17 protein-coding genes are annotated in these 25101 nt (G+C 73.5%); 11 read left to right on the forward strand and 6 right to left on the reverse strand.

Annotation, left to right across the window (positions count from 1 at the left end; all coding sequences use genetic code 11):
- The first annotated feature begins 298 nt into the window (after positions 1–298).
- The 8 genes from LG396_RS15620 (at position 299) to LG396_RS15655 (ending at position 13203) form a co-directional block, all read left to right on the forward strand.
- Positions 299–3178 (forward strand): helix-turn-helix transcriptional regulator, encoded by a 2880-nt coding sequence (locus LG396_RS15620; protein WP_225795216.1) that lies wholly within the window; start codon positions 299–301, stop codon positions 3176–3178.
- Between the two features lie 44 nt (positions 3179–3222).
- Positions 3223–3426 (forward strand): hypothetical protein, encoded by a 204-nt coding sequence (locus LG396_RS15625; protein WP_225795217.1) that lies wholly within the window; start codon positions 3223–3225, stop codon positions 3424–3426.
- A 50-nt stretch (positions 3427–3476) separates the two neighbouring features.
- Positions 3477–7430 (forward strand): S8 family peptidase, encoded by a 3954-nt coding sequence (locus LG396_RS15630; RefSeq protein ID WP_225795218.1) that lies wholly within the window; start codon positions 3477–3479, stop codon positions 7428–7430.
- Between the two features lie 770 nt (positions 7431–8200).
- Entirely contained in the window at positions 8201–9010 is an 810-nt protein-coding gene (locus LG396_RS15635) for a phytanoyl-CoA dioxygenase family protein (RefSeq protein WP_225795219.1), read from the forward strand.
- A gap of 12 nt (positions 9011–9022) precedes the next feature.
- Complete coding sequence (locus LG396_RS15640; RefSeq protein WP_225795220.1) at positions 9023–10072, forward strand: polysaccharide deacetylase family protein; 1050 nt, start codon at positions 9023–9025, stop codon at positions 10070–10072.
- Positions 10069–11310 carry an FAD-binding protein gene (locus LG396_RS15645; RefSeq protein WP_225795221.1) on the forward strand — a complete coding sequence of 414 codons (1242 nt, stop codon included), beginning with the start codon at positions 10069–10071 and terminating at the stop codon, positions 11308–11310. The genes LG396_RS15640 and LG396_RS15645 overlap by 4 nt, the downstream gene beginning before the upstream one ends.
- Before the next feature lie 61 nt (positions 11311–11371).
- Complete coding sequence (locus tag LG396_RS15650) at positions 11372–12364, forward strand: aldo/keto reductase (protein WP_225795222.1); 993 nt, start codon at positions 11372–11374, stop codon at positions 12362–12364.
- A 47-nt stretch (positions 12365–12411) separates the two neighbouring features.
- A complete protein-coding gene (locus LG396_RS15655; RefSeq protein WP_225795223.1) occupies positions 12412–13203 on the forward strand; it encodes an SDR family NAD(P)-dependent oxidoreductase in 792 nt (263 codons plus the stop codon).
- A gap of 63 nt (positions 13204–13266) precedes the next feature.
- Here LG396_RS15655 and LG396_RS15660 read toward each other — a convergent pair whose 3' ends face one another.
- From LG396_RS15660 to LG396_RS15685, 6 genes are all read right to left on the reverse strand, one after another.
- Complete coding sequence (locus LG396_RS15660) at positions 13267–14217, reverse strand: aminoglycoside phosphotransferase family protein (RefSeq protein ID WP_225795224.1); 951 nt, start codon at positions 14215–14217, stop codon at positions 13267–13269.
- A gap of 97 nt (positions 14218–14314) precedes the next feature.
- Positions 14315–15571: an MFS transporter gene (locus tag LG396_RS15665; protein ID WP_225795225.1), complete on the reverse strand. Its 1257-nt coding sequence runs from the start codon at positions 15569–15571 to the stop codon at positions 14315–14317.
- 30 nt (positions 15572–15601) lie between these two features.
- Positions 15602–16966, reverse strand: coding sequence for a hypothetical protein (locus LG396_RS15670; protein WP_225795226.1), 1365 nt, complete (start codon positions 16964–16966; stop codon positions 15602–15604).
- 59 nt (positions 16967–17025) lie between these two features.
- A complete protein-coding gene (locus LG396_RS15675) occupies positions 17026–18396 on the reverse strand; it encodes an amino acid adenylation domain-containing protein (RefSeq protein WP_225795227.1) in 1371 nt (456 codons plus the stop codon).
- Entirely contained in the window at positions 18393–18803 is a 411-nt protein-coding gene (locus tag LG396_RS15680; RefSeq protein WP_225795228.1) for a phosphopantetheine-binding protein, read from the reverse strand. The genes LG396_RS15675 and LG396_RS15680 overlap by 4 nt, the downstream gene beginning before the upstream one ends.
- Positions 18804–18916: 113 nt before the next feature.
- Positions 18917–19825 carry a class I SAM-dependent methyltransferase gene (locus LG396_RS15685; protein WP_225795229.1) on the reverse strand — a complete coding sequence of 303 codons (909 nt, stop codon included), beginning with the start codon at positions 19823–19825 and terminating at the stop codon, positions 18917–18919.
- Between the two features lie 604 nt (positions 19826–20429).
- Between LG396_RS15685 and LG396_RS15690 the strand changes: the two genes are divergently transcribed.
- From LG396_RS15690 to LG396_RS15700, 3 genes are read left to right on the forward strand one after another with little or no spacing between them, the layout of a single operon-like run.
- Positions 20430–22148, forward strand: coding sequence for a prolyl oligopeptidase family serine peptidase (locus LG396_RS15690; RefSeq protein WP_225795230.1), 1719 nt, complete (start codon positions 20430–20432; stop codon positions 22146–22148).
- Positions 22149–22186: 38 nt separating this feature from the next.
- Positions 22187–23788, forward strand: coding sequence for an MBL fold metallo-hydrolase (locus tag LG396_RS15695; protein WP_158693834.1), 1602 nt, complete (start codon positions 22187–22189; stop codon positions 23786–23788).
- Positions 23785–25101 carry an ATP-grasp domain-containing protein gene (locus tag LG396_RS15700; RefSeq protein WP_225795231.1) on the forward strand — a complete coding sequence of 439 codons (1317 nt, stop codon included), beginning with the start codon at positions 23785–23787 and terminating at the stop codon, positions 25099–25101. The genes LG396_RS15695 and LG396_RS15700 overlap by 4 nt, the downstream gene beginning before the upstream one ends.

Consider the following 25101-nt stretch of genomic DNA (forward strand, 5'->3'; position numbering starts at 1 on the left):
GCTTCTCTCCAGGGAGACGAGACAGCACCCCGTCGCGTGACGGCCCGGCGGGCGCGGGTGCGGAGGGCTACGAGCCCGGGTCGGCGACCTTGAGCGCGTCCCCCGTGCACCCGTCTGCGGTGTGACGGCTCAACGGGTCGGCCGCCGCGTGCCATACCGGGGCGTGACGCAACTCCGCCATGATCAGGGGCTGTTTCAGCGATCCCGTTCTGGCGATACTTCCTGGGTTCTCTTCCGCACCGCGGCGCCGCGAAGCCCTCCGGCGGCTCCGCGTGGATCCAAGGGCTGGTGACCGTCGGTGCCGCAAGAGCAGGCTGATCCCGCGCCCGAGGCGTCCGCCCTGGTCGGGCGGGACGACGAGCTGCGCCGGCTCGTACGGGCCGTCGGCCGGGCGCCCGGCGTGGTCGTGGTCGAGGGGGAGGCCGGGATCGGGAAGACACGGCTGGTCGGTGAGATGGCCGGGCACGGGGAACTGGCCGGGGTGCGGGTGCTGGTCGGGGGCTGCCGGCAGATCCGGGAGCCGTTTCCGCTGGGGCCCGTGCTGGATGCGGTGCGCAGGGTCGGGGACGTGGCCGCGGGGCGGCGGCTGTCCGCGGTGACGGGGGCGTTGCGGCCGCTGCTGCCCGAGCTGGCCGAGCGGCTGCCGGAGGCGCCCGCCCCGCTGCACGACCACGCCGCCGAGCGGCACCGGGTGTTCCGCGGCCTGGTCAGCCTGCTGGCCGAGGTCGGCCGCGCCGTGCTGGTGATCGAGGACGCGCACTGGGCGGACGAGCAGACGGTGGACTTCCTCGGCTATCTGCTGGACGATCCGCCGCCCGCGCTGACCGTGGTCCTGACCTACCGCGGTGAGGAGACCGGCGCCGCGCTGCGGCAGGTCACCGCCCGGCCGCGGATCGGCGTCGGACACACCCACCTGGCGCTGCGCCCCCTGGACGCGGCGCAGACCCGGCTGCTGGCGTCCGCGATCCTGCGGACCGACGCGCACGTCTCCGAGGAGTTCGCCGTGCACCTCTGCGAGCGGGCCTCGGGGATCCCGTTCGCCATCCAGGAGTTGCTGGCCCTGCTGCGGGAGCGCGGCAGCCTGGTGCTGCGTGGCGGAAGCTGGTCCCGGCGGGCCATCGACGACCTCGACATCCCGGTCGGTGTGCGCAACTCCGTGCTGGGCCGGGTGCTGCGCCTCTCCGCGGCCGGGCAGGCGGTGGTCGGGGCGGCGGCGGTGCTGGTCGAGCCGGTGCCGGTGGAGGTGCTCGCCGCCACCAGCCAGGTGCCCGCGGCGGACACCCTGGAAGGACTGACCGAGGGGCTGGCCGCCGGGCTGCTCCAGGAGCAGGACGGCACCGTCGGCTTCCGGCACGCCCTGGCCGCGCAGGCCGTCTACGAGTCGATCCTGCTGCCCCGCCGCCAGGACCTGCACCGCCGGGCCGCCGCCGCCGTGCGCTCCCGCACCCCCGTCCCGCTCGGGCAGGTCGCCCACCACCTGCGCCAGGCCCGCCGGTACGACGCCTGGGTGGACGCGGCCGAGGCCGCCGCCGAGCAGGCGGCGGCGCTCGCCGACGACACCGAGGCGGCCCGGCTGCTGGAGGACGTGCTGCGCACCGCCCCGCTCGCGCCGGCCCGGCGCGGCGAACTCACCGTCAAACTGGGCCGCACGGCGATCGAGGCGCGCCGCTACGCGGACGTGCTCGACCTGTTCGAGCAGGCCCTCGCCGCGGAGCAGCCGCGGGCGGTCCGCGGCCAGCTGCGGTTCTTCACCGTGCTGCTGCACGAGCAGGCCGGGTCCGAGGCTTCCGTGATGCGCGGCGCGGCGGCCGCGGCGCTGGAGGACCTGGACGAGCACCCGGTGCTGGCCGCCTGGGCCATGATCATGCTGGGGCTGCCGTACGGCGCCGAGGCGACCGCGGCCGAGCACGTGGCCTGGACCGACCGGGCGCTGGCCCTCGTCCCGCGGATCGGGGAGCGGGCCTGGGCCGCCTTCGCGCTCGGCAAGATAACCATGATCCGGGTGATGCAGGGCGACCCGCGGTGGGCCGCGCTGACCGACCGGGTGCTGGAGCTGACCGGCGGCATCCCCGAGCACCCCAGGGAGGTCAACGCGTACGTCTCGATCGCCGACGGCGCCTGCCAGGCCGGGCAGTTCGGCACCGTACAGCGGCTGCTCGGCGCCGCCGCCGAGAGCCGCGGCGGTCACCGCCTCCGCCTCCTCGACGACCTGGTGCGCCTCGTGCTCGACTACGACCTCGGCCACTGGGCCGGCCTGGACGAACGGGCCGCGGACCTGCACACCAGGCTTCGGGACCGGCCCAAGGGCGGGCTCACCGCCGAGTGCGTCGCGGCCGGGCTGGCGCTGGCCCGGGGGGAACTGGACGGCATCGGTGCCCGGCTCGCCGCCGCCCGGGAGGAGGCACTGGAGTCCGCGGCCGTCGACGTGCTGCTGCTCCCGGTGGCGGCCTCGCTGCGGCTGGCCGCTGCCGGCCAGGACGCCGAAGGAGGCGTGGACGCCGCGGTGGACGCGGCCCGTGCGGCGCTGCGGATCTGGGAGCTGAAGGCGTTCTGGCCGGTCGCGGTACGGGTGCTGCCGCCGTTGGCCGAGGCGCTGCTGGCCGCCGGACGAACCGCGGAGGCCCGCGAGTTGCCGGCCCGGTACAGCACCGCGGCCGACGGCCTGGACCTCCCGTTCGCGCCCGCCGCGTTCGCCCACACCCGCGGCTTCCTCGCCGCCGCGGACGGCGACCACGGCGCCGCGGCCCGGCACTTCGCCGCCGCTGCGGAGGCGTACGCCCGTATCCCGTGCCCGTACGAGCGGGCCCAGGCGAGCGAGCAGGCCGCGGTCAGCCTCGCCAGGGCCGGTGAGCCGGCCGCCGCCGCCGAGGCGCTGCGCACCGCGGTCGACGGCTACCGCGAACTCGGCGCCGCCTGGGACCTGGACCGCGCCGGCCGGCGTGCGCCCGCCCGGCACCGCGGCGGCCGGCGCGGCTACGGACTGCACCTCTCGCCCCGCGAGATGCAGGTGGCCGAACTCGTCACCAGCGGGCTGACCAGCAAGGAGGTCAGCGAGACGCTGTTCGTCTCGGTACGTACCGTGGAGAGCCACGTCAGCACGATCCTGCGGAAGCTCAACCTGCGTTCACGCGTCGAACTGGCCAACCACCTCCGGTCGCACCGAGGTCAGAACCCGTAGTTCTACGGTGGGAGACGCCGCGCCGCCCGGCGACCCTGGCTGACATGCCCGATCAGACACATCCCGTCAGCCCCGACGACGGTGAGGCCGCGTCCGCCGCGGACGAGCCGGCGTCACCGCTCCCCGACAGCTCCCCCCTGTTCGGCGTGTCCGCGTGGTCCGACGCGGCGCCGAAACGCTCCGCCTCCGCCGAGGGGGAGTCCGAGCACGAGGGGGAGTCCGGGGACGAGGGCTGGGTGGACGCCTGACCGGCCGCACGCATCCCCTTTCCCCGTGCCGAGGAAGGCAGGAACGTCGCATGTCCACAAGTAGATCGCCCGTGCCCCGCCGGGCGCGGTCCCGGCGGCGCCTGGTCATCGGCGTCGCGGTGACCGCGCTGGCCGCCGGGACGCTGACGCCGATGGCATCGCAGGCCGCCGCCGAACCCGGGAGCAGGACCGCCGTCGCCCCCGGCGGCGAGGTGGTACCCGTATCGGGCCCCGGGGCCCGTTCGTGGTCGGTCACCCTGATCACCGGGGACACCGTGCAGGTCGCCCGGGACGGTTCCGGGCGCTTCTCGGTCACCGCGGACCCGCAGCGGCGGCCGGACGGGCACATCCCGACGTTCGAGACGTACTCCGGGCCGGAAGGCACGTTCGTCATCCCCGACGACGCACAGGCCGCTGTACGCGCCGGAATCCTGGAACGCAAGCTGTTCGACGTCGCCCACCTGGCGAAGAACGGGTTCGCCGACGCGCGGACCGGCAGGCTGCCGCTGGTCCTCAGCTACCGGGGGGACGCGCCGCAGGGGTCCGTGGCCCGCACCGCGCGCGAACTGCCTGCGGCCGGTGCGCCGTTGTCGCTGGACTCGCTGCACGGCGCGGCTGTGAAGGTGGACAAGGGCGGCGCCGAGCGGTTCTGGGAGGCGCTGCGCGGCAAGCTGCCCGGGCCGGGCGGCGCGGGCGCCTCGGCGAAGGCGCCGAAGACGCTCGCCGGGGGCGTGGCGAAGGTGTGGCTCGACGACAAGGTCGAGGCCGTACTGGACGAGAGCGTGCCGCTGATCGGCGCTCCCGAGGCGTGGCGGAAGGGCCTGGACGGCACCGGCGTCACCGTCGCCGTCCTGGACACCGGCGTGGACGCCACCCACCCGGACCTGGCGGGGAGGATCGCCGCCAGCAAGAGCTTCGTCCAGGGCGAGGAGGTCGTGGACAAGCACGGCCACGGCACCCACGTCGCCTCCACCATCGCCGGTTCCGGCGCGGCTTCGGACGGCTCGTACAAGGGTGTCGCCCCGGGGGCGGAGCTTGCCGTCGGCAAGGTGCTCAGCAACGCCGGGTCGGGCAGCACCTCGCAGATCGTCGCCGGTATGGAGTGGGCCACCAAGGAGGTCGACGCGAAGATCGTGTCGATGAGCCTGGGCAGCTCCGCCACCGACGGCAGCGACCCGCTGTCGCGGTCGGTCAACGAGCTGACCAGCTCCACGGACTCCCTGTTCGTGATCGCCGCCGGCAACGACGGCCCCGGCAGGGAGACGGTGAGCGCCCCCGGCACCGCCGACGCCGCGCTGACCGTCGCCGCCACCGACAAGTCCGACGCCCTGCCGGACTTCTCCAGCCGCGGCCCGCGGTTCGGCGACGGCGCCCTGAAGCCGGACATCGCGGCGCCCGGCGCGGGCATCGCCGCCGCCCGCGCCTCGGGTACGTCCATGGGCACGCCCGTGGACGACGACTACACCGCCGCCAACGGCACCTCGATGGCCACCCCGCACGTCGCGGGCGCCGCGGCGGTCCTCGCGCAGCAGCACCCGGACTGGTCCTGGTCCCGGCTCAAGACCGCCCTGATGTCCACGTCCCGGGACGCTGGCCACAGCCCCGCGGAGCAGGGCGCCGGCCGGCTGGACGTGGCGCGGGCGACCGGCCAGCAGGTGACGGCGACGACCGGCGCGGTGGACTACGGCACCGTGGAGTTCAGCGAGAACGACCCGGTGGACCGTACGATCACGTACGCCAACGACGGCGACACCGACGTCACCCTCACCCTCACCGGCGACTTCAGCGCCGAGGGGCGGCTGACCACCGGCGCCGGCACCGTGACCGTCCCGGCGCACGCCACCGCCGACGCCACCGTCACCGTCGACCCCGGCGGTCTGGAGGAGGGCTCTTACTACGGGAGCGTCGTCGCCGCCGACGACAGCGGCAACCGCGTGGCCACGCCGGTCAACCTGCAGCGCCAGCCGAAGAAGGTCCGCCTCGACGTCAAGGTGATCGACCGCAAGGGCGACCCCGCCGACCCGGAGATGCTCTCGGTCGGCGCCTCGGCCGTGGACGTGCCCGAGGTCTACAGCCAGGGGGCGAACAGCTACGGTGAGGGCCACGCGCAGTTCCTGGTCCAGCCCGGTACCTGGAGTGTCGAAGGCTCCCTTCTCGCCAACACCGAGGACGGCGGCCCGGGAACCGTCACGCGGCTGTACGAGCCCGAAGTGGCCGTCGGCGAGGACGGGGCCGAGATCACCCTGGACGCCCGCGACGCGGTGCGGCTGCAGTACCGCACACCTCGCCCGAGCAGTCAGAAGTGGGAGGGCATCGCGGTCCAGAGTGTGCGGACAGCGTGGGACGGGACGCCGATCCTGTCCGGGTCGTTCGGCTTGTTCCAGGGCGAGCGGTACTTCACGCCCACCAGGAAGGTGACCAAGGGCGAGTTCCTGTTCTCCACGAGGACGACACTGGCCAACTCCCAGCTCGACATCGGCGTCACCTCTCCCACCAGGACACCCCTGGACGTGTACACCTACGGGAAGTCGGACGGGGAGTTCTCCTCCCCGCGGGGCGAGTTCACACCGTTCCCGGAGGGCCGCTACCGCAGGCAGGTGGCCGACGCGGGCCTGGCCACCGCCGAGGACATCGCGGGGGCGGACCTCAAGGGCAAGGTCGCCCTGCTGATGATGACCCCCGATCAGGAGGACGGGGCCAACTGGGGCTGCATCCTGTTCAACGACCGGCTCCAGCAGCTGAAGGACGCCGGCGCCGTCGGCGTGCTCCTCTACGCCAAGTACGTGCACCAGGGGTGCTCGGTGCCCACCGGCGGCCGCGAGAACGAGCGGGTCCCGCTGCCCGTCGGCCAGATCCTGCCCGACGAGGGACAGAAGATCCGCACCCAGATGGAGAGCGGACCGGTCACCGTCGAGATCGACAGCAACCCCGGCATCGACTACACGTACAGCCTGCTGCGGTACGAGGAAGGGCAGATCCCGGCGAGCCTCACCTACACCTACAAGAACAACCAGCTCGCCACCGTCAAGTCCCGTTTCCGCCAGGCGAACGACAGCCGGTACACCACCGAGGCGTGGCACAGCCACAAGCCGTTGGAGAAGGTCTCGTTCGCGGTCGGCTCGGCGTTCCGGTCCGGTAGCGAGCGCCCGGTGTACGTGGGCGGCTTCTACCCCGACGCGCTGCGCAACGTCCACGTCCAGACCGTGCAGCCCACCGCCGACCGCTCGGTCTCCACGGTCGTGGACCGGCCGCTGCGCACCACGTTCGACTGGCTCTCCACCCCGCTGACGCCCGGGTGGGTACGGGGCGGCAACGTCCCCGGCGTCGACTGGAAGCTGGGCTGCTCGTTCTGCGTCCAGGGCGATCTGCTCCTGCCCACCTACGACCAGGTGATCGGGGACGGCACGGAGAGCGGGCCCACGGTCGCCAACACCAACGTCACGGTGACCCGCGACGGCGTGGAGCTGGAGCGGGTCAAGACCCCGCTGCCCGTCCCGGCGTTCCGGATGCCGAAGGAGGAGGGCACCTACCGGATCAGTCAGAGCGGCGGGGGAACGGCCAACGAGTGGACGTTCCGCTCCCGCGTCCGTGACGAGGACACCACAGGCCCCAACGACATGTGCTTCCTCGTGCAACTCGGCAACACCGACCCGTGCAACCCGCAGCCGCTGGTGTTCGTCGGCTACGACCTGTCCGGCAGCCTGTCCCTGGACAGCACCGTCCCCGCGGGCCGCAAGCACACCTTCACGGTGGACGTGGGACATCCCGAATCCACCGAGGGGATGCCGGAGATCGCCGGGCTGAAACTCGCCTATTCCACGGACGACGGGGCCGACTGGGAGAACGCCACCGTCCGCAAGCGCGGCGAAGGCGTCTACTCCGTCACCCTCGCCTATCCGGCCCTGGCCGAGACCTCCGGTGCCGTCAGCCTCCGGGCAGAGGCCTGGGACGACGACGGCAACCGGGTCGAGCAGACCTCGACCAGGGCCATCACCCTGCGGTAGCTCCACCCACCGCGCACACCCCACGGCTGCCCCCGCCGATCGGCGGGGGCAGCCGCACTTTTCGCCGTCCACCGTCCACGGCCGCTCCCCGAACCGGCCGTGCCCGGCAGGGGCGCCCTGGCAAGATCTTGTTATGCGCTCCGGGCGCCACTTCGGCCGACGCCGCGCCGCCTCCTCGCAACAGAACCCGTGTCGCGCGACCCGCTGACACCACCCCGCCCCTCGATTACCGTTAACCGTGGAACTCGCCTTCTTGCCGGGAGAGTTGATGAGCAGTGTGACTGACTGCAGTGAGCCTGAGCGACGAGTGAACGGGGCGACCGCCGGAGGCCGGAGTCGAGTGGCGAAGGCGGGTTCGACAGGACGTGCGAACGCGGGGCTTACGAAACCACCCTCCACACGATCACCGACGCTGCTCAGAACCGGCTCCTCCGTTTCGTCCGGAAGCCCGGGCTGACCGAGGTTCAGCGGAAGCCGCTGCTTCTTTTTCCGGGTGCGACGGACCCCGTCCGAATCGACTTCGGCATAATGCGCACGAGGTTCGCTGGGGATGCGCTCGCCGGGGCCCGGACCGGACTGTCCGCGGTGAACCGGGTGCCCCGGACGGGTGGGCCGGACCGCCGGACAGTGGTGGTCAGCGGGGGTAAGGTGTCGGCTTCCGGACTTCGATGTCAGGTACGCAACAAAGCACCCGCCGGCGGGGACCACGGTATGCAGTTGCCGTCCCGTCGGCGCGGATCGCCGAGCCGACAGGAATGGAGCCTTTTCTTATGCGCGCGAGGACGCTCTCAGCCACCTCACAGCCGCCGGGACTGAATGACGAGCAGATCGAGCAGTTCGCCCGGTCCGGTTTTCTCGTGCTGCCGGGGTTCCTCCCCGCCGAGCTGGTAACCCGGCTGAAGCCGGAAGCGGACCGCTGGATCGACACCGGTCTGCGGGCTCTGTCCATTGCGTCTGCGGTGGATCCGGAGACAAACGGAGTGCCGAAAGTCCTGGAATTCGACCTGCCCGCGCACGGGGAACTCCTCACCCACCGTCCGCTGCTGCGGGCGGTCGGGCAGTTACTCGGACCGCGTTTCGTCTTCCACCACATGCACAGCGACCGGCACGCGCCGGACCTCCCCGGCAAGCCGTGGCACCACGACTACGAACTGGTGCCCCAGTCGTCCCGTACTCACGACATGGTCCACGCGCTGCACTACCTCGACGGCATCGATCCGAAGATGGCCGGCCTCGTCGTGCTCCCCGGGTCGCACCGGGAGCCGGCCGAGAAGACCGCGCGCGCCCACCTGGGCACCGAGGTGGTCCCCGGCGAGGTGTTCATCGAGGAACTGCCGCCCGGGTCGACCGTGCTGGTGCACTCCGCGCTCTTCCACGCCCGCCGGGCGAAGCCCCGGCGCACGGGCCGCCCCCGCTACTTCGTCGACGCCTCCTACTGCCAGGTCGGGGCGGTGTGGGCGCCCGCGAAGCCGTACTGGCGGGAGACGCTGAGCCGGGCGCGGCGGCTCGGGCTCGCCGGGCCCGACTGGCCGGACCTCTTCGCCGACGAGCACTTCGGCGAGTACGTGAAGCCCGAGTGAGGGAGGGGTCGCATGCTGTACGCGGGGATCGCATGGCAGGCCGGCGGCTACCGGCTCGCGCTGGCCGGCCCGGACGGCCGGGACGTCCCGGAACCCGCCGGCTACGCCTCGCACCGCGTGGATGAACTGGTCGCCCGGCTGCGGGGGCTCGGTGACCGGACCACCGTGGTGGTGGAGAGCACCAACGGCACCTTGGACGGCCGGCTGATGGCGGCGGGCCTGGCGGTCCACCGCGCCGACCCGGCGCTGCTTCCGGACCGGCCCCTGTTCGGCTCGGTCGCCGCGGAGGAACTGGCGCGCGCGGGCCTGCGCGGCGCGCGGGGGCTGGTCCGGCTGGAGCGCCACCGGGGCACCCAGACCGGCCGCGAGGACGAACTGGCCGCGTGGATCGCGGAGTCGGCCCCGGCCGACCGGGAGCTCGCCGGGGAAGGCCGCCTCTTCAGCCACGCCGGCCGCGACCGCCGCCGGATCGCGCTGACCTTCGACGACGGCCCCCAGCCGCCGTACACCGGGCAGGTCCTCGACATCCTCGAACGCTACGGCGTCCCCGCCACGTTCTTCTGCTGCGGGATCCACGTGGGCGGCCGTGCCGACATACTGGCGCGCATGCGCGAACAGGGCCACGCCATCGGCAACCACACCTGGTCGCACCCGTTCCTGCCCGAGTTGTCGCGTCCGCAGGCGGCCGAGCAGATCGACCGCACCGCCGAGGCGATAGCCGAGGCGGGCGGGGGCGGCCCGCCACGGCTGTTCCGGCCGCCGTACGGGGCGCGGACCCCGGCGGTCCTGGCCTCGCTCGCCGAGTCCGACGTCGTCTCGGTGCTGTGGGACGTCGCGCCCGACGACTGGGCCTTGCGCGAGTCCGGTGACATCGCCCGCGACGTCCTGGCCGCCGCCCGGCCCGGCTCCGTCGTGCTGCTGCACGACGGCGGCGGCGACCGCGCACCCACCGTGGCGTCGCTCCCGCCGATCATCGAGGGCCTGACGGAACGCGGGTACGAGTTCGTCCGCGTGGACGACATGCTCGACCGCGACGGCTCCGGGCCGGTGAGCGCGCCGTGAGGAACTGGGCAGGCAACGTCGACCTCGGGGCGGACCCGCCGGCACGGCCCCGGTCCACGGACGAACTCCGCCGCATCGTCGCGGACAGCGCACGGGTCCGCGCCGTCGGCTCCGGCCACTCGTTCAGCGGCGTCCTCTCCCGGGGCGGCACCGCGGTCGTCCTCGACGGGCTGCCGCCGGTGGTCGAGATCGACACGGCGGCGCGCACCGTCACGGTGAGCGCCGGTCTCCGCTACGCCGACGTGGCGGCGCACCTGCACCGCGCCGGCCACGCGCTGGCGAACCTGCCGTCGCTCCCGGACCTCACCGCGGCCGGGGCCTGCGCGACCGGCACCCACGGATCCGGCGACGGCCGGCGCGGGCTGGCGGCGGCGGTCTGCGGGCTGCAACTGGTCGGCGCACAGGGCGAGTCGGTCGAGCTGCGCCGCGAGACCGACCCCGGCGTCTTCGCCGGGGCGGTGGTCTCCCTCGGGGCGCTCGGCATCGTCACCCGGATGACCCTGGAGATCGAGCCGTCCTTCGAGGTCGCCCAGTCGCTGCGCACGGCGGTGCCGGTCGCGGAGGTGCAGGACCGGTTCGACGACGTGTTCGGCGCCGCCTACAGCGTCAGCATGTTCACCATGTGGACCGACGACGCGGTCGTCTGGCTCAAGCGGCGCACCGACCGGCCCGCGCCCGAGCCGGACTTCGGCGTGCCGGCCCCGGGCCCGCTGCACCCGGTGCCCGGCGCCGACCCGGCGTCGTGCACGCCCCAACTGGGCGAGCCCGGCCCGTGGCACGAGCGGCTGCCGCACTTCCGCGCGGGCGCCACCGGGCCCGCCGGGGACGAGCTCCAGTCCGAGTACTTCCTGCCGCGCGCCGCCGCACCGGCCGCGTTCGCCGCGCTCCGCGGGCTCGGCGGCACGCTCGGGCCGGTCCTCCAGGTCGGCGAGGTCAGGACCGTGCACCACGACGACCTGTGGCTGAGCCCCGCGTACGAACGGGACTCGGTGACGTTCCACTTCACCTGGATCCGGGACACCGCGCGGGTGCTGCCGGTGATCGCCGCCGTGGAGGAGCGGCTGGCGCCCCTCGGCGCGCGCCCGCACTGGGCGAAGCTGACGGCGATGACGGGCCCCGGGATCCGGTCGCACTACCGCCGTGCGGCCGACTTCCAGGAGCTGCGGGCCACGTTCGACCCGGGCGGCAAGTTCTCCAACGCCCTCCTCGACGACGTGTTCCCCGCCGGTGCCCGGTGACCGGATCCGCTCCGGCGCGGCCCGCCCCCACCCATCGACCCACCAGACCGGGAGTGCTCGCATGAGAACACGACTTCTGCCCAGGGCGGACCGGAAGCTCTCCGTCGTCGGCCTCGGCACCTGGCAGTTCGGCGACGGCTGGAGCCACGTCGGCGAACGCGACGTCCGCGGCATCCTGGACGCGGCCGTCGCGTCCGGCGTCGACTTCGTCGACACCGCCGACGTCTACGGCGACGGCCGCAGCGAACGGCTGATCGGGCGGTTCCTGAAGGACTTCCGTACCTCGTCGGGCGAACGCCCCACGGTGGCGACCAAGTTCGGGCGCCGCGGCCCGCAGGAGCTCGCCTCCTTCACCCTCGACAACTTCCGGGAGTGGTCGGACCGGTCGCGGGCGAACCTCGGGATGGACACGCTCGACCTGGTGCAGCTGCACACCCCGCCGGACGACGTGTTCACGTCCGACGCGGTCTTCGACGCGCTCGAGACGCTGGTCGAGGAGGGCCGGATGCGGGCGTACGGCGTGAGCGTCGAGACCTGCGCCCAGGCCATGGCCGCCCTCGCCCGGCCGGGCGTCGCGTCCGTGCAGATCATCCTGAACGTGTTCCGGCGCAAGCCGCTGGAGGAGGTCCTGCCCGCCGCGAAGGCCGCGGGCGTGGGCATCGTCGCGCGGGTGCCGCTGGCGTCCGGGCTGCTGTCCGCGAAGTTCAAGCCGGACACGGTCTTCGCCGAGGACGACCACCGCACGTACAACCGGCACGGCGAGCAGTTCGACGTCGGCGAGACCTTCTCCGGCGTCGACTACGAGGCCGGCCTCGCAGCCGCGGCCGAGTTCGCCGCCCTGGTGCCCGAGGACATGACGGCCGCCCAGTTCGCCCTGCGCTGGGTCGTCCAGCAGGACGGCGTGACCACGGTGATCCCGGGCGCCACCTCGGTCGGGCAGGCGCGCGACAACGCGGCCGTCGGGTCGATGGCGCCGCTGCCCGCGACGGTGGAGGAGCGGCTGCGCGAGCTGTACGACCGCAGGATCCGCGACCTGGTGCACCACCGCTGGTGACCGCCCGCCCGGCCCGTAAAAGTCCCAGGAGTCCCAGGAGCCGCAGGATGAAGATCGCCGGAGAGACCGTCCTGCTCACCGGTGCGACCGGAGGCGTCGGCAGGGTGCTCGCCGAGCGCCTGGCCGCGGCACGCGCCGACCTGATCGTCTCCGGCCGCGACACCGATGCGCTACGGGACCTCGCGGACCGGCTCGGCGCCCGGCCGGTCCCCGCCGACCTGGCCGACCAGGACGACGTGGCCCGGCTCGCGGAGCGCTGCGCCGGCGCCGGGATCCTGGTGGCGAACGCGGCGCTGCCGGCCAGCGGCGACCTGCTGGAGTACACCCCCGAGCAGATCGACCGGGCCCTGGCGGTCAACCTGGGCTCGGCGGTCCTGCTGGCCCGGCTGCTCGCCCCGCGGATGGCCGAGGCGGGGCGGGGGCACCTCGCGTTCGTCGGGTCCATGTCGGGGAAGGCCGCCATCCCGTACTCGTCGCTGTACACCGCCGCCAAGTTCGGGCTGCGCGGCTTCTCCCACGCGCTGCGGCTGGACCTGCGCGAGGCGGGCGTCGGGGTCTCCCTGGTGCAGCCCGGCCTCGTCCGGGAAGCGGGCATGTTCGCCAGGACCGGGGCACCCGTGCCCCGGGGCACGCGCACGGTCAGCCCGGACCAGGTGGCGGCCGCGGTGCTCCGGGCCGTCGAACGCAACCGGGCGGAGGTGAACATCGCGCCGGCCAGGCTCCGGCTGCTCTGCGCCCTGGCGGTGCAGTTCCCCTCCGCGGCCGCCTGGATCCAGCGCCGGGGCCCCGCCGACGACGCGGGCCGGCTCATCGTCGAGGCGCAGCGCGGCTCTCGGTGAACCCGCAGTGAGCCCCGGCTGAACCCCTCGGTCCGCGGTGAGGCGGCCTCTCCGGAACGGGTCCTAGCGGTCGCCTGCCGCCGCGCCCGGGCCGTCGCCGGTGGCGTAGTCGGAGAAGATCTCACCGAGTACGCGCCGGGAGTCGGCGGCCTCCGCCTCGTCGCCGTCGGCGCAGGCGGAGGCGTAGGTGGAGAGCGTCTTCCAGAGCGCCCAGCCCCGCCCCCGCGCCCAGTCCGCCGCGCCCACCGACAGCCGCTCCCGGAACACCTGCCGGCCCTCGGCGGTCAGCAGGGTCCACGCGACGGCCAGGTCGCAGGACGGATCGCCCACGCCGCAGGTGCCGAAGTCGATGACCGCCGCCAACTGCCCGCCGTCGAGGAGGAGGTTGCCCTCGGCGACGTCGCCGTGGAACCAGCTCTCCGTACCGTCCCAGCGCGCGTCGAGGGCGCACATCCAGATCTCCCGCGCCAGGCCGGTGTCGATGCGGCCCTCCAGGTCGGCGAGCGCGCCGCGGGCCAGCCCGTCGTACGTCCGCAGCGTGCCGCCGCGATACCAGTTGTGGACTCCCGGCCGGGGCCCGTCGGCGGGGTCGACGTCCCGCAGCGCGGCCAGGAACCCGGCCACGTCGCCCGCGAACCGGACGGGGTCGGCGATGCGGTCCACGCGGGCCGTATCGCCGTCGAGCCACCGGTAGACCGACCACGCGTACGGGTAGCCCGCGCCGGGCCCGCCCTTCGCCAGCGGCACGGGGATCGGCAGCGGGAGCCGGGGGGCGAACTCCGGCAGCCACCGGTGCTCCTTGTCGACCGCCTGCGCGTACTCGGCCGCGCTGGGCAGGCGCACCAGCATGTCGGCGCCGAGGTGGAAGGTCCGGTTGTCCCAGCCGCCCTTGGCGACGGGGCGGACCGGGAGCCCGGCCCACTGGGGCAACTGCTGGCCGATGAGGGAACGCACCTGCTCCGTCTCGACGGTGATGCGCCGGGGCACGGGGCCGAGATCCGGTGTCTTGCTCAACACGACTTCCTGTCAGGTGAACGGCGGGAGGGGGAATCCCGCGGCGCCGCCCGCCGCCGGCCGCGTTCCGCGGCCGGGAAGCGGGCGTGCAAGCGGGTCAGGCGGGGTGAGCGGACGGCTCGGGCTGCTTCTCCTCCTCCCGGTCCGTACGCGACGCCCAGGCGACCATCGGGCCGGTGACCGCGGCCGCGGCGGCGAACACGCCCGCCAGCACGAGCCAGCCGGGCGGCCCGCCGGCCACCACCAGGAACGAGAGCGCGGCCGGGCCGGCGATCCAGCTCAGCTGCCCGCCGAGGCCGAACACCGCGACGTACTCCCCGCGCCGGCTCTCCGGCGCCAGGCCGTAGCGGATGGCCCAGGTCCCCGCGGACGTCAGGAGTTCGCCGGCGGTGAGGGCGACGATGCCCACGGCCAGGGCGGCGACGGTGGCCAGTCCTTCCGTGGTGCCGGACACGGCGAAGGCGACGCAGCAGACGACCAGGGCGATGCCGGCCCTGGCCCACGCCCGCGCGCCGTTGCCCGGCGTCTCCACGCCGCGGCTGGCCCGGATCTGGAAGAGCACGCACAGGCCCATGTTCGTGAGCATCGTGCCGGCAACCAGCCACGTCGGCCCGTCGGTCTGCGACACGATCCACAGCGGCAGCAGGACCGACAGGACCGGCCCGTGCAGGTTGTAGACGCCGTTCAGCACGGCGAGGGCCACGAACGACCGGTCGCGTATGGCCACCGGCCTGGTGCGGGCCGCCCGTTCGGCCGGGCGGTGCGGGTGGTCGACATGCGGCACCGCCCAGGCGATGAGGCCCGCCTCGATCGCGGTGACGGCGGCCGCGACGAGGACGATCGCCAGGTAGCCGGAGCGGGATTCCAGCGAGATGGCCACGCCGGCGATGGCCGCGCCCACGGCCATGCCGATGTTGGACGTGGTGCGCAGGTACGCCCTGCCGCGCGCCCGGCCGCCCTCCGGGAAGAGGTCGCCGAAGTAGCGGCCGGCACCGGCGCTGCCGAGCCCGCTGACCAGCAGTTCGAGGATGACGACGAGCTGGAACTGCCAGTACGTGCCGGCGAAGGGGTAGAGGAGGAAGACCAGGGCGCTCGCCGTCGCGCCGACCAGCCAGACGCGGCGGCCGCCGAAGCGGTCGGCCAGCATGCCGAACGGCATCATCGTCGCGGTGCTGATGAGCCAGGCGATCGAGATCCCCAGGCCGACGCGCCCCGGCGAGAGGCCGATGTACTCGGTGAAGAACACCGCGCTGCCGGTCAGGTACAGGCCGGTGGAGACGCCGCTGAACATGGAGCGGAGCAGGATCACGGGGGAGATGCCGGCGGGCAGCTTCATCCGGTTCATCCGGTTCATCCGGCGCCTCCCGGCAGGCGGCGGGCCGGGTCAGCAGAAGAAGACACAGCCGGTCCTGGTGTGCTCGTTGCCGCCGAGGGGCCCGGACTGCGACACCGGGCGGCCCCGTACGGAGGAGCCGCTGTGTCCGGCGGAGCCGAAGAAGACCTGCCACAGCACGGTCCAGTCGTCGGGCTCGCCCGTCTCCGGGTCGATCACCGTCTCGGGGAGCGGGCGGACCCGCTCCTGCACGACGTAGTCGGGGTGCGGCGGCGATTCCAGCGCGGCCCGCCACTCGGCCTCGCCGACCTGGTCGCCGATGACGACGCCCTGGCTGGCGTACAGGCTGGCGGGCTTGAGCACGAGTTCCGTACGCCGGGAGAGGCACTCCTTCAGCAGGACGGCGCGGTCGTTCTGCGGGACGGTGGGGAACGCCGGCCCGAGCAGCCGGGTCCACGGCAGGATCCGGTCGATGCGGGCGATCTCGGTGCTGGACAGCTTCGCCCGTACCGCGGGCTCGAAGAGCAGGCCGAGCGCGGCCTTGCTGTCGTGGATCTCCGGGTCGAACGGGGTGAACAGCGCCGTGCGGCCGCTCCGGTGCGCCTCGACCAGGGCCCGCAGCTTGGCCATGCCCTGCGGTTCCAGCGGGATGTGGCGGACGAAGAACATGCGCAGCACCACGTCGACCGGCCGGCCCCGCAGCGTGGCCTTGCCGTCGGCGAAGCCGAGGTCGGGGAGTTCGCCGTGGATCGCGTCGACGCCGTGGGAGCGGAGCGCGGGCATGAGCCGGCGGGCGGTCCGGCCGGAGCCCGTCTCCTCGACGATCGCGACCACCGGGGAGTCGGTCCCGGCCGTCGTGCGGCCGGCGGCGAGCAGGTCGTCCGCGAGCCCCTGCATCGGGTCGGCCCAGGTGAGCCCGAACTCCTCGGCGAACCCGCCGAACGCGGACGTCCGCAGCAGGGCGCTGTTCAGCGTCGTCGTCAGCCGGCCCCCGAGCACGCTGCCCATGTTCAGCTCCAGCACCCGGAAGCCGTCCGGCGTGCGGAACACGTCGGCGCGGCCGTAGTCGATGCTGACGCCGGAGTCCCACGGTCCTGCGGACGCCCCGGAGCCGACGATCCCGGCGAGCATCGCGGCCAGCGCCTCGTCGTCGCAGCCCTGTGCCTTCAGGTACTCCTCGACGCTGCCGCCGAAGCAGCGGCCCGGCAGGTCGTCCAGGACCGCGATGGTCGCCCTGATGTCGGCGGTCAGGTCCCGCACGCTGTCGAGCCGGGCGAACACGGGGCGCGCGATGGCGTCGTCGGCGTAGGACGCGGCGGGCTCGGCGGGGTCGAGGTCCCGTACGCATCTGAGCAGCCGGCCGTCGGCCCCGGCACGCCGGTTGTACTCGTCGGTCAGATCGGCGTGCGACGCCATCGTGAACACCTCGGTTGTCGGTAACGTTCCACTGCTCAACTGCTCAACTGCTCAACTGCTCAACTGCCGCTGCCGGGGACCACGTAGGCCACCAGCCTGCGGTTGCCCGAGCCGTCGTCCTTCGCCACGACCACCGCGTCCCGCACCCCGGGGTGGCGGCGCAGCACGGCGGCGATCTCCTCGACCTCGATGCGGTGGCCGCGGATCTTGATCTGCGTGTCGGCCCGGCCGAGGAACTCGAAGCTCCCGTCGGGGCCCAGCCGGACGAGGTCGCCCGTGCGGTAGAGGCGCTCGCCGCCCGTCTCCGGCGGGCCGGAGACGAATCGCCGGGCGGTCAGGTCGGGCCGGCCGCGGTACCCCAGTGCCAGGCCGGCGCCGCCGAGGTACAGCTCGCCCACCTCGCCGGCCGGCAGGACGCGCAGGTCGTCGCCGAGGACCCAGGCCGTCGTGTGGTCGATGGGGCTGCCGACGGGTACGGGCACGTCGTCCGCTGCCGGGGGCACCCGGGCGATCAGCGAGTAGACGGCCATCTCCGTCAGGCCGTACATGTTCCAGACCTCGTCCGCCAAGCGGCACAGCCCGTTCGCCAGCGGCCGGGTGAGGGGCTCCCCGGCGCTCAGCGCGAGGCGCAGGCCGAGGCCGTCCGGCGCGGCGGCGCGGAACCCGCTCCACGACGTCGGCGTCGCCGCCATCACCGTGACGCCCTGCGCCGTGACCAGAGCGAGCAGGCGCTGCGGGTCGCGGGCGTCCGCGGTCGAGGCGATGACCAGGCGTGCGCCGGTGGTGAGCGGCAGCAGGAGCTCCGGCACGGACATGTCGAAGGACGGGCTGGCGAGCGCGAGTACGACGTCCTCGCCGGTCACGCCGGGCTCCCGCGCCATGGAGCGGAGCAGGTTCACCACCGCGCGGTGCGGCACGCTCGCGCCCTTGGGGTCGCCCGTGGAGCCGGAGGTGTAGAGGACGTACGCCGCGTCCTCCCCGAAGCCCTCGCTGCGGGCAGTCAGCGGCGGGCCGTCCGCGGCGTCGTCGGCGGCCTCGAAGACGACCACGGGCACGTCGAGCCCGTCGAACGTGTCCTCCGGCGTGTCCGGCGCCGTGACGATCACCTGCGCCCCGGCGTCGCGGAGGACGAACTCGACCCGGCGGCGCGGGTAGTTCGGGTCGACCGGCACGTAAGCGGCACCGAGCTGCCAGCTCGCCAGCATGGCGATCAGCAACTCCACCGACCGGTCCCGGTGGATGGCGACGATGCTGCCCGGCGAGACCCCGCGGTCCGCCAGCGTCCGGGCCAGCCGGCCCGCGTGCCGGCCGATCTGGGCGAAGGTGAGGCTCCCGCCGCCGTGCGCCACGGGTACGTCGGGGTGCCGGCCGATCACGTCGACCACCAGGTCGAGGACGCTCCCGGCCGCCGTTTCCTGGTTCGGCGTCATGGGCGCTCCCCGTTCGCGTCCCTCTCGGCACGCACCCGCGCGGCGAGCGTCGCGACCGTCGGGTGCTCGAACACGTCCTCGGCCGGAATTCCGACGCCGTGCGAGCGCTGAATGTGCGAGACCAGCCGGATGACCTGGAGCGAATTCCCGTCCAGGTCGAAGAAGTCGTCGTGGATGCCGACGTCATCGAGTTCCAGTACCTGCCGCCAGACGTCGGCCAGTTCGCGTTCCAGGTCGTCGCGCGGTGCGCCGTCCATACCGGGCTGCACGGTCACCGCCGGCAGCGCGTTGAGGTCGACCTTGTCGTTGGGAGTACGCGGCAGGGCGTCCAGCACGACTATCGCCGAGGGCACCATGTAGGCGGGTAGCCGTTCACGTAAATAGGTCATCAGTTCCGTATCGAGCACGTACGGTTTCCTTCCGGGTGGCGGTCATGGCGCAGGCGTACGACCCGGTGCCGAACGAATTCCGGGCCGGAGCCCGGGAGAACACCGGACCGCACCGCCGTTGTCCGGGGCGGTCAGGCCATCTTCGCCCGGATGACGGCCAGCGGTGCGGCGTACACGGTGAAAACCGAGAAGCCCCAGTACGCGGTGTCTATCGAACGCGCGCCGACCCCGGTCAGCAGATTCTCCCAGTCGGCCGCCGACCGGTAGGACAACGGGTATGCCACCGTCTCGTGCTTCGTCAGGCAGCCCGACACGTCGAACAGGGACAGCGCGGCGAGTTTGTCGGTCTCGTCCAGGGCACGGAACTTGATGGTCAGTGAGTTGTCCGTGAATCCCGGGGTATCGGCCCAGGAGTCCTCCAGGATGAGGATCTCGCCGCCCGGCCGCAGCACGCGCGCGGCTTCCGCGAGCAGTGCTTCCTGAATCCGCTTGGTCATGTGGTGCAGCGCCACCCGGAAGGCCACGATGTCGGCGCTGCCGTCCGCCAGCGGAATGCGGGCCCGGTCCTCCTGGTGGGCGAAGTGCAGCCGCTCGCCCAGCATGACCGCCGGGTCCTTCCGGTGGTCGACACCGGTGACGAGGCGGACTCCGGGGTTCCGTCGCAGCAGGCAGTCGCCGAATCCGTTGTTCGGGTTGCCGACGTCCACGACGTGTCCGGTCGCCGTGTCCAGGCCGCTGACGGTCTGGATCCGGCGCCACGCGCCTTCCTTGTCGGTGGTCAGGTTCGCGCCGTGGCCGGCCGCGTCCCATGCGTCGCGCGACTGTGCGAAGACCGCGTCCACTTCTTCGAATGTGGTGCATTCGCGGAGCCGGGCGAGGCCTTTGGCCATCAGTTCCCCGGCGCCCCGGCCGAAATGTAAGTCGTAGGTGAGCGGCAGGACTTCCTCGGCCAGGTCGAAGGCGGCGGTCCTGTCGCGGAGGTCGAGGAATACGCGCTGGGCCTCGATGCCGATGAGCGGGCGTTCTGCGGTGGCAGACAAGCGTGGCTCCTTTCCGGAGATTCAGCATGCTTTCCCCGGCGACACCGGCGCGAAGCCATCCGGGCCAGCCGATCAGCGAACATAAGCCAGCGCTGCGGGCGCGTCAAGGACGCCGCCCGTAACGGCGCGATCATGCGGAGCGGAATGGGAGTCACCGCTTTGTGCGCCTCATGCACGCTCATCGGTACGGGCGTTGTCGATCTTCTTGACATGTACTTGCGGGCCGGAGAGCCTGTGTGGGAAGGTACGGCGAGTTGACTGTGTGATGAGGAATGACCCCGGGGTACGTGTGTCCTGACATGCGCCGCCCCGGCGCACGGGGGCAGGTCGACCAGCATGAGTGCACCGTTCCACCTGCGGTGAGACCTTCTGCCCGTGCCACATTGCGCATCGCGGGAGTTGCCGGAGGTCGCACATGAAGGAGCGGCATATTGCACCGTACGGCACTTGGCCATCGGCCGTCGGGGTGGGGGATCTCGTGGACGGGATCCGGGAACTCGCCTACCCGAGCCGCAGTGGCGACCGGACATTCTGGATTGAGACGGATCGCGCCGATCCCGCCGCCCCCCGATTAATGGCGGCCGCCGACGGGAAGGAACCCGCGGTGGTCCGGCCGGGAGTGCGCTCCGACGTCTGCGGGTACGGCGCCGTGCCGTACGCCGTGCACGGTGCGTCGGTCTTCTACGTGGACGCGGCGGACCAGCGGGTCCACCGCCTCGACGCGGACGGCACGTCCGTGCCGCTGACGGCGGCGGAGGACGGCCCCGTCCGCTACGGCGCGCCGCGGCCCGCCCACGACGGCCGCCTGGTCTTCGCGGTCCGCGAACGCGGCGCCGGCCGGGACGCGGTGCACGAACCGGTGGCGTTATCCGCCGACGGATCAGGAACGGTGCGGGTCCTCGCGTCCGGACACGACTTCTACGGCGCCGCGGCCGTCCACCCCCGTGAGGCGCGGATCGCGTTCACCGCCTGGGACCACCCGCACATGCCCTGGGACGAGTCGGTCCTGTGGGAGCTGCGCCTGGACGCGGCCGGTGCGGTGGCGTCCCGCCGCCTCGTGGCCGCGGCCCCGGGTGTGTCGGTGACCCAGCCCTGCTACGCGCCCGACGGCCGGCTGCACTTCGTGGACGACCGCTCGGGCTGGTGGAACCTGCGCGCCGACGGCGCGGACACCTCGCCGGCGCCCCTCGCCGCCGAGTTCGGCAGGCCGGACTGGTACTGCGGCCTGACCACCTACGGCTTCCTGGACGACGGCCGGATCGTGGCCGCGTACCGCACCCGCGGCAAGGACGCCGTCGCCGTCATCGGCGAGGGCACGGGCCTCAAGCCGCTGCCGCTCGACCGCGACGTGGTGGAGGCACTGGCCACCGGCGGCGGCGAGGCGGTGGCGGTCGCCGCTTCCGGCACGCACCCCGCCGCGGTGGTCCGGCTGCCCGTCGGCGGCGGGCCGCCGGTGGAGCTGCGGTCGAGCCTCCGGCGGGCCGCGCCCGGCCGTGAATGGATCAGCGAGGCGCGGCCGTTCGAGTTCGACTCGGAGGGACAGCCCGTCTTCGGGTTCTACTACGCGCCGCGCAACCCGGACCGCCGCGGCCCGGACGGCGTGCCGCCCCCGCTGCTCGTGACCTGCCACGGCGGGCCGACCGTGGTGGCCTGTGCCCCCCTCGACTTACAGGTCCAGTACTGGACGAGCCGCGGCTACGCGGTCGCCGAGATCAACTACGGGGGGAGCGCCGGCCACGGCCGGGCCTACCGCGAGCGGATCCGCGGCCGGTGGGGCGTCCTCGACGCCGCCGACTGCGTGCACGCCGCCCGGCACCTCGTGGCCGAGGGCCTCGCCGACCCCCGGCGGCTGGCCGTCCGGGGGCGCAGCTCCGGCGGACTGACCGCGCTCAACGCCGCCGCGGCGCACCCGGACTTCGCGGCGGTGGTCTGCTACGCCGGCGTCACGGACCCCGCGGCGATCCCCGAGCGCACCCACAAGATGGAATCCCGCTACCTCGACAGCCTCATCGGCCCCTGGCCCGCGGCCCGGGCACGGTACGCCGCCCGCTCCCCGCTCCGCAGACCCGGCCCCTGGACGGCGGCGGCGCTCGTCTTCCACGGCGGCCGCGACCCCGTCGTCCCCGTCGAGCAGGCGGAAGGGCTGCGCGAGGGGCTGCGGGCACGCGGTGCGGCCGTGGAACTCGTGGTCTATCCGGACGAGGGCCACGCGATCGCGAAGCCCGAGAACATCCGCCACCTCGTCGCGGCGGAGTCGGCATTCCTCGCCCGCGTGCTCGGGCACGCGGAAGCGGAGTCCGAACCCTCCCTGTCCCGCCACTGAATCCCGTACGTCTCCCGACTAGCCGACCGAGGTTCCTGATGCGTGGATATCTCTCGCCGTCGACGGTGGTCCAGCCCCTCATCCACCGCTGGTACGCCGTCCCCATGGTGGCCGCTCCGCACACCGGCGCGCTGAACCTGGTGAAGCGCCACCTCCCCGCACTGCGCAGCTATGCCGAGTCGCCGCGCAAGCACGCCCGCGCCCTGGCCAACCCGCAGATGTTCGGGGCCCCCTACGTGAGCCCCGGCGCGAACGGGCCGGAGGCGGTGACCGAGCTGCTCGACCGTACGACGCGCGAGGCCGCGCCGCGCATCCGCATGGCCGAGGACATCGACACCGTGCGGCAGATGCTCGCCAAGCACGCGGACGGGCGCGCGCTCACGGCGCTCTACGACGACCTCCCCGACTCGCTGCGCGGCATCACCGAGCTGGTCTACGACACCGCGAACCACCCCTCCGTCCGGTTCTTCGAGAGCCTGCTGTACCGGACGCCGGCGGCGCAGCCGGAGGCCGAGGTCGTCTCCCTGCGCGAGCGGCACGACCCCGACCAGCCGTTCATCTACAGCTCGCCGGTGCTGCCGGAGCCCGGACGCGTCGACCTCGCGGTCCCGTTCGCCTCCGACCTCCTCGACGAGCTGTTCGCGGCGCGGCTGGCCCCCGTCGACGTGGACGAGCTGGCCGGGAGGTTCGGCCTCGACGACGACCAGAAGGCGGCCTTCCGCCGGATGTTCACCGAGGAGGCGCCGCGCGCGTACGAGCCGAACCTGACCGGCGAGGTGCGCATGCGCTACTTCGGCCACGCCTCCGTGCTGCTGGACTTCGGCGGGTTCACCGTCATGACCGATCCCACGCTCGGATACGACGGCGACGGCTTCGACGAGCACTACTCGATGGCCGACCTGCCCGAGACCATCGACGTCGTGATCATCAGCCACGCCCACTCCGACCACTTCTCCCTGGAGACGCTGCTGCAACTGCGCCGCCGCATCGGCGTGATCGTGGTGCCGCAGGCCTCCGGAGGCAGCCTGGCCGACATCGGGATGCGCGCGCTGCTGGAGCACTACGGCTTCACCGACGTGGTGGAAGTCGCCGACATGCAGTCGATCGAGCTGGGCCCGGCGCGCATCACGGCCCTGCCGTTCCTCGGTGAGCACGGCGAACTCGACATCCGGGCCAAGATGGTGCCGCTGGTGCGCCTCGGCGGGCGCGGGTTCATGTTCGCCACCGACACCTCGCCCGTGGACCCGACGATCTACGACCTGGTGGCCGCGGAGATCGGCCAGGTCGACGCCATGTTCATCGGCCTGGAGTGCGTCGGCGCCCCGATGAGCTGGCTCTACGGCCCGCTCCTCGACCAGCCCATCGCCCGGGAGCACAGCGTGGAGCGCGGCCTCAAGGGCTCCTTCGCGGCGCCGGCCGACTCGCTCGCCGAGCGGCTGGGGGCGCGCCAGATCTTCGTCTACGCGCTGGGCATCGAACCCTGGCTCAAACACCTCACCGGATGCTGGTACGACCCCGAGGCCGAGCAGCTCAAACAGGAGGTCCTGCTGCGGAAGCTGGCCGGCGACCGGGGCGTGCCCTCCGAACTGCTCTACGTCACCGCGGAGCGCTTCTGGCCGGTGCGGGACGAGGAGAAGTGACCCAGCCGCCGGCACGCCCCGCCCCGTACCCGCCGGGCGGTGCGGCGGGCGCGCCCGGCGGGAGTCCCGTGGTCGGCGTCGTCTACGACGTGGGCGCGGCGGGCCCGGCCGAGGTGGCGACGGCCGCGCGCGCCTGCGGCGCCGGCGTGGTCCTGGTGGCCGACACCGCCTCGGACCACGTCCGGCAGCTGCTGCCCGTGCTGGCGAAGCGGTTCACCCTGTGCGACGTCACCGGACTCGACGGGGCCGGGGCCGCGGCGGCCGTCGCCGCGTACGCGCCCGCCGGTCTCGTGACGTTCAGCGAGAGCCGGATGGAGGCCACCTCCGCCCTCGCGGCGGAGTTGGGCCTCGGGCACTGGCATTCCCCCGCGGTGACCCGGCGGCTCGTCGACAAACTGGCGCAGCGCCGGGCGTTCGCGGCCGCCGGACTCGACGGCCCGCCCTTCGCCGCGGCGGACAAGGCCGTCGGCGTGGCCGACGCGCTCGACGCGGTGGGCCTGCCCGCCGTGCTCAAGCCACGGCGCGGCACCGGGAGCCGCTTCGTCACCCGCGTCGACAGCGCGGCGGAGGCCCGCGCCGCCGCCGCGGAGTTCTTCGCCGCCGCACCCGGCGCGGAGCTGCTGGTGGAAGGGCTGCTCCCGGGGGACGCCGCGGGCGCGGGCCCCGAGTGGGGGGACTACGTCTCCGTCGAGACCGCCGTCCACGAGGGCGCCTGCCACCGGCTGTGCGTGACGGGCAAGTTCCCGCTCGTACGGCCGTTCCGGGAGCGCGGCTCGTTCGTCCCGCACACCCTGCGGCCGCAACTCGCCGAGCGCGCCCACGAACTGGCCGAGGCGGCCGTCGCGGCCCTGGGCGTCCGCGACGGGATCGTGCATACGGAGCTGAAGCTCACGGCGGACGGGCCGTGCCTGATCGAGGTCAACGGCCGCCTCGGCGGCCTCGTCGCCGACGTCGTACGCCGCGGCTCCGGTGTCGACCTCGTGGCGGCGGCGATGCGGCTGGCCCTGGGGCGGCCGGTGCGGGAGACGCCGCGGTTCGACGGCGTCGCGTACCAGTACGCGCTGCTGCCGCCGGCAGGCACGCCGGGCGGAGCGGCCGGGTGGACCACGGCGGCCGCGCTGGCGGGCCTGCGCCGCCTGCCCGGGGTCGACCTCGCCGACCTGCGCGCCCTCGAAGGCCCACCGGCCGACTGGCGCGGCGGGGCGACCGCCCGCCTCGGCCACCTGCACGGGCGGACACGCGATCACTCGGATCTCGCACAACTGACGCACGCGATCGACGACATCTGTCGTCCGGTTCTCGGGGATATGTGA

The sequence above is a fragment of the Streptomyces aculeolatus genome (assembly GCF_020400605.1).
In the GTDB taxonomy this organism is placed as follows: Bacteria; Actinomycetota; Actinomycetes; order Streptomycetales; family Streptomycetaceae; genus Streptomyces; species Streptomyces aculeolatus.

Bases quoted from the DNA above. Each gene is read 5' to 3' on its own strand.
- LG396_RS15665 (WP_225795225.1), bottom strand. From the start codon at position 15,571: ATGAACCGGATGAACCGGATGAAGCTGCCCGCCGGCATCTCCCCCGTG.
- LG396_RS15640 (WP_225795220.1), top strand. From the start codon at position 9,023: ATGCTGTACGCGGGGATCGCATGGCAGGCCGGCGGCTACCGGCTCGCG.
- LG396_RS15635 (WP_225795219.1), top strand. From the start codon at position 8,201: ATGCGCGCGAGGACGCTCTCAGCCACCTCACAGCCGCCGGGACTGAAT.
- LG396_RS15625 (WP_225795217.1), top strand. From the start codon at position 3,223: ATGCCCGATCAGACACATCCCGTCAGCCCCGACGACGGTGAGGCCGCG.
- LG396_RS15675 (WP_225795227.1), bottom strand. From the start codon at position 18,396: ATGACGCCGAACCAGGAAACGGCGGCCGGGAGCGTCCTCGACCTGGTG.
- LG396_RS15655 (WP_225795223.1), top strand. From the start codon at position 12,412: ATGAAGATCGCCGGAGAGACCGTCCTGCTCACCGGTGCGACCGGAGGC.
- LG396_RS15630 (WP_225795218.1), top strand. From the start codon at position 3,477: ATGTCCACAAGTAGATCGCCCGTGCCCCGCCGGGCGCGGTCCCGGCGG.
- LG396_RS15650 (WP_225795222.1), top strand. From the start codon at position 11,372: ATGAGAACACGACTTCTGCCCAGGGCGGACCGGAAGCTCTCCGTCGTC.
- LG396_RS15670 (WP_225795226.1), bottom strand. From the start codon at position 16,966: ATGGCGTCGCACGCCGATCTGACCGACGAGTACAACCGGCGTGCCGGG.
- LG396_RS15695 (WP_158693834.1), top strand. From the start codon at position 22,187: ATGCGTGGATATCTCTCGCCGTCGACGGTGGTCCAGCCCCTCATCCAC.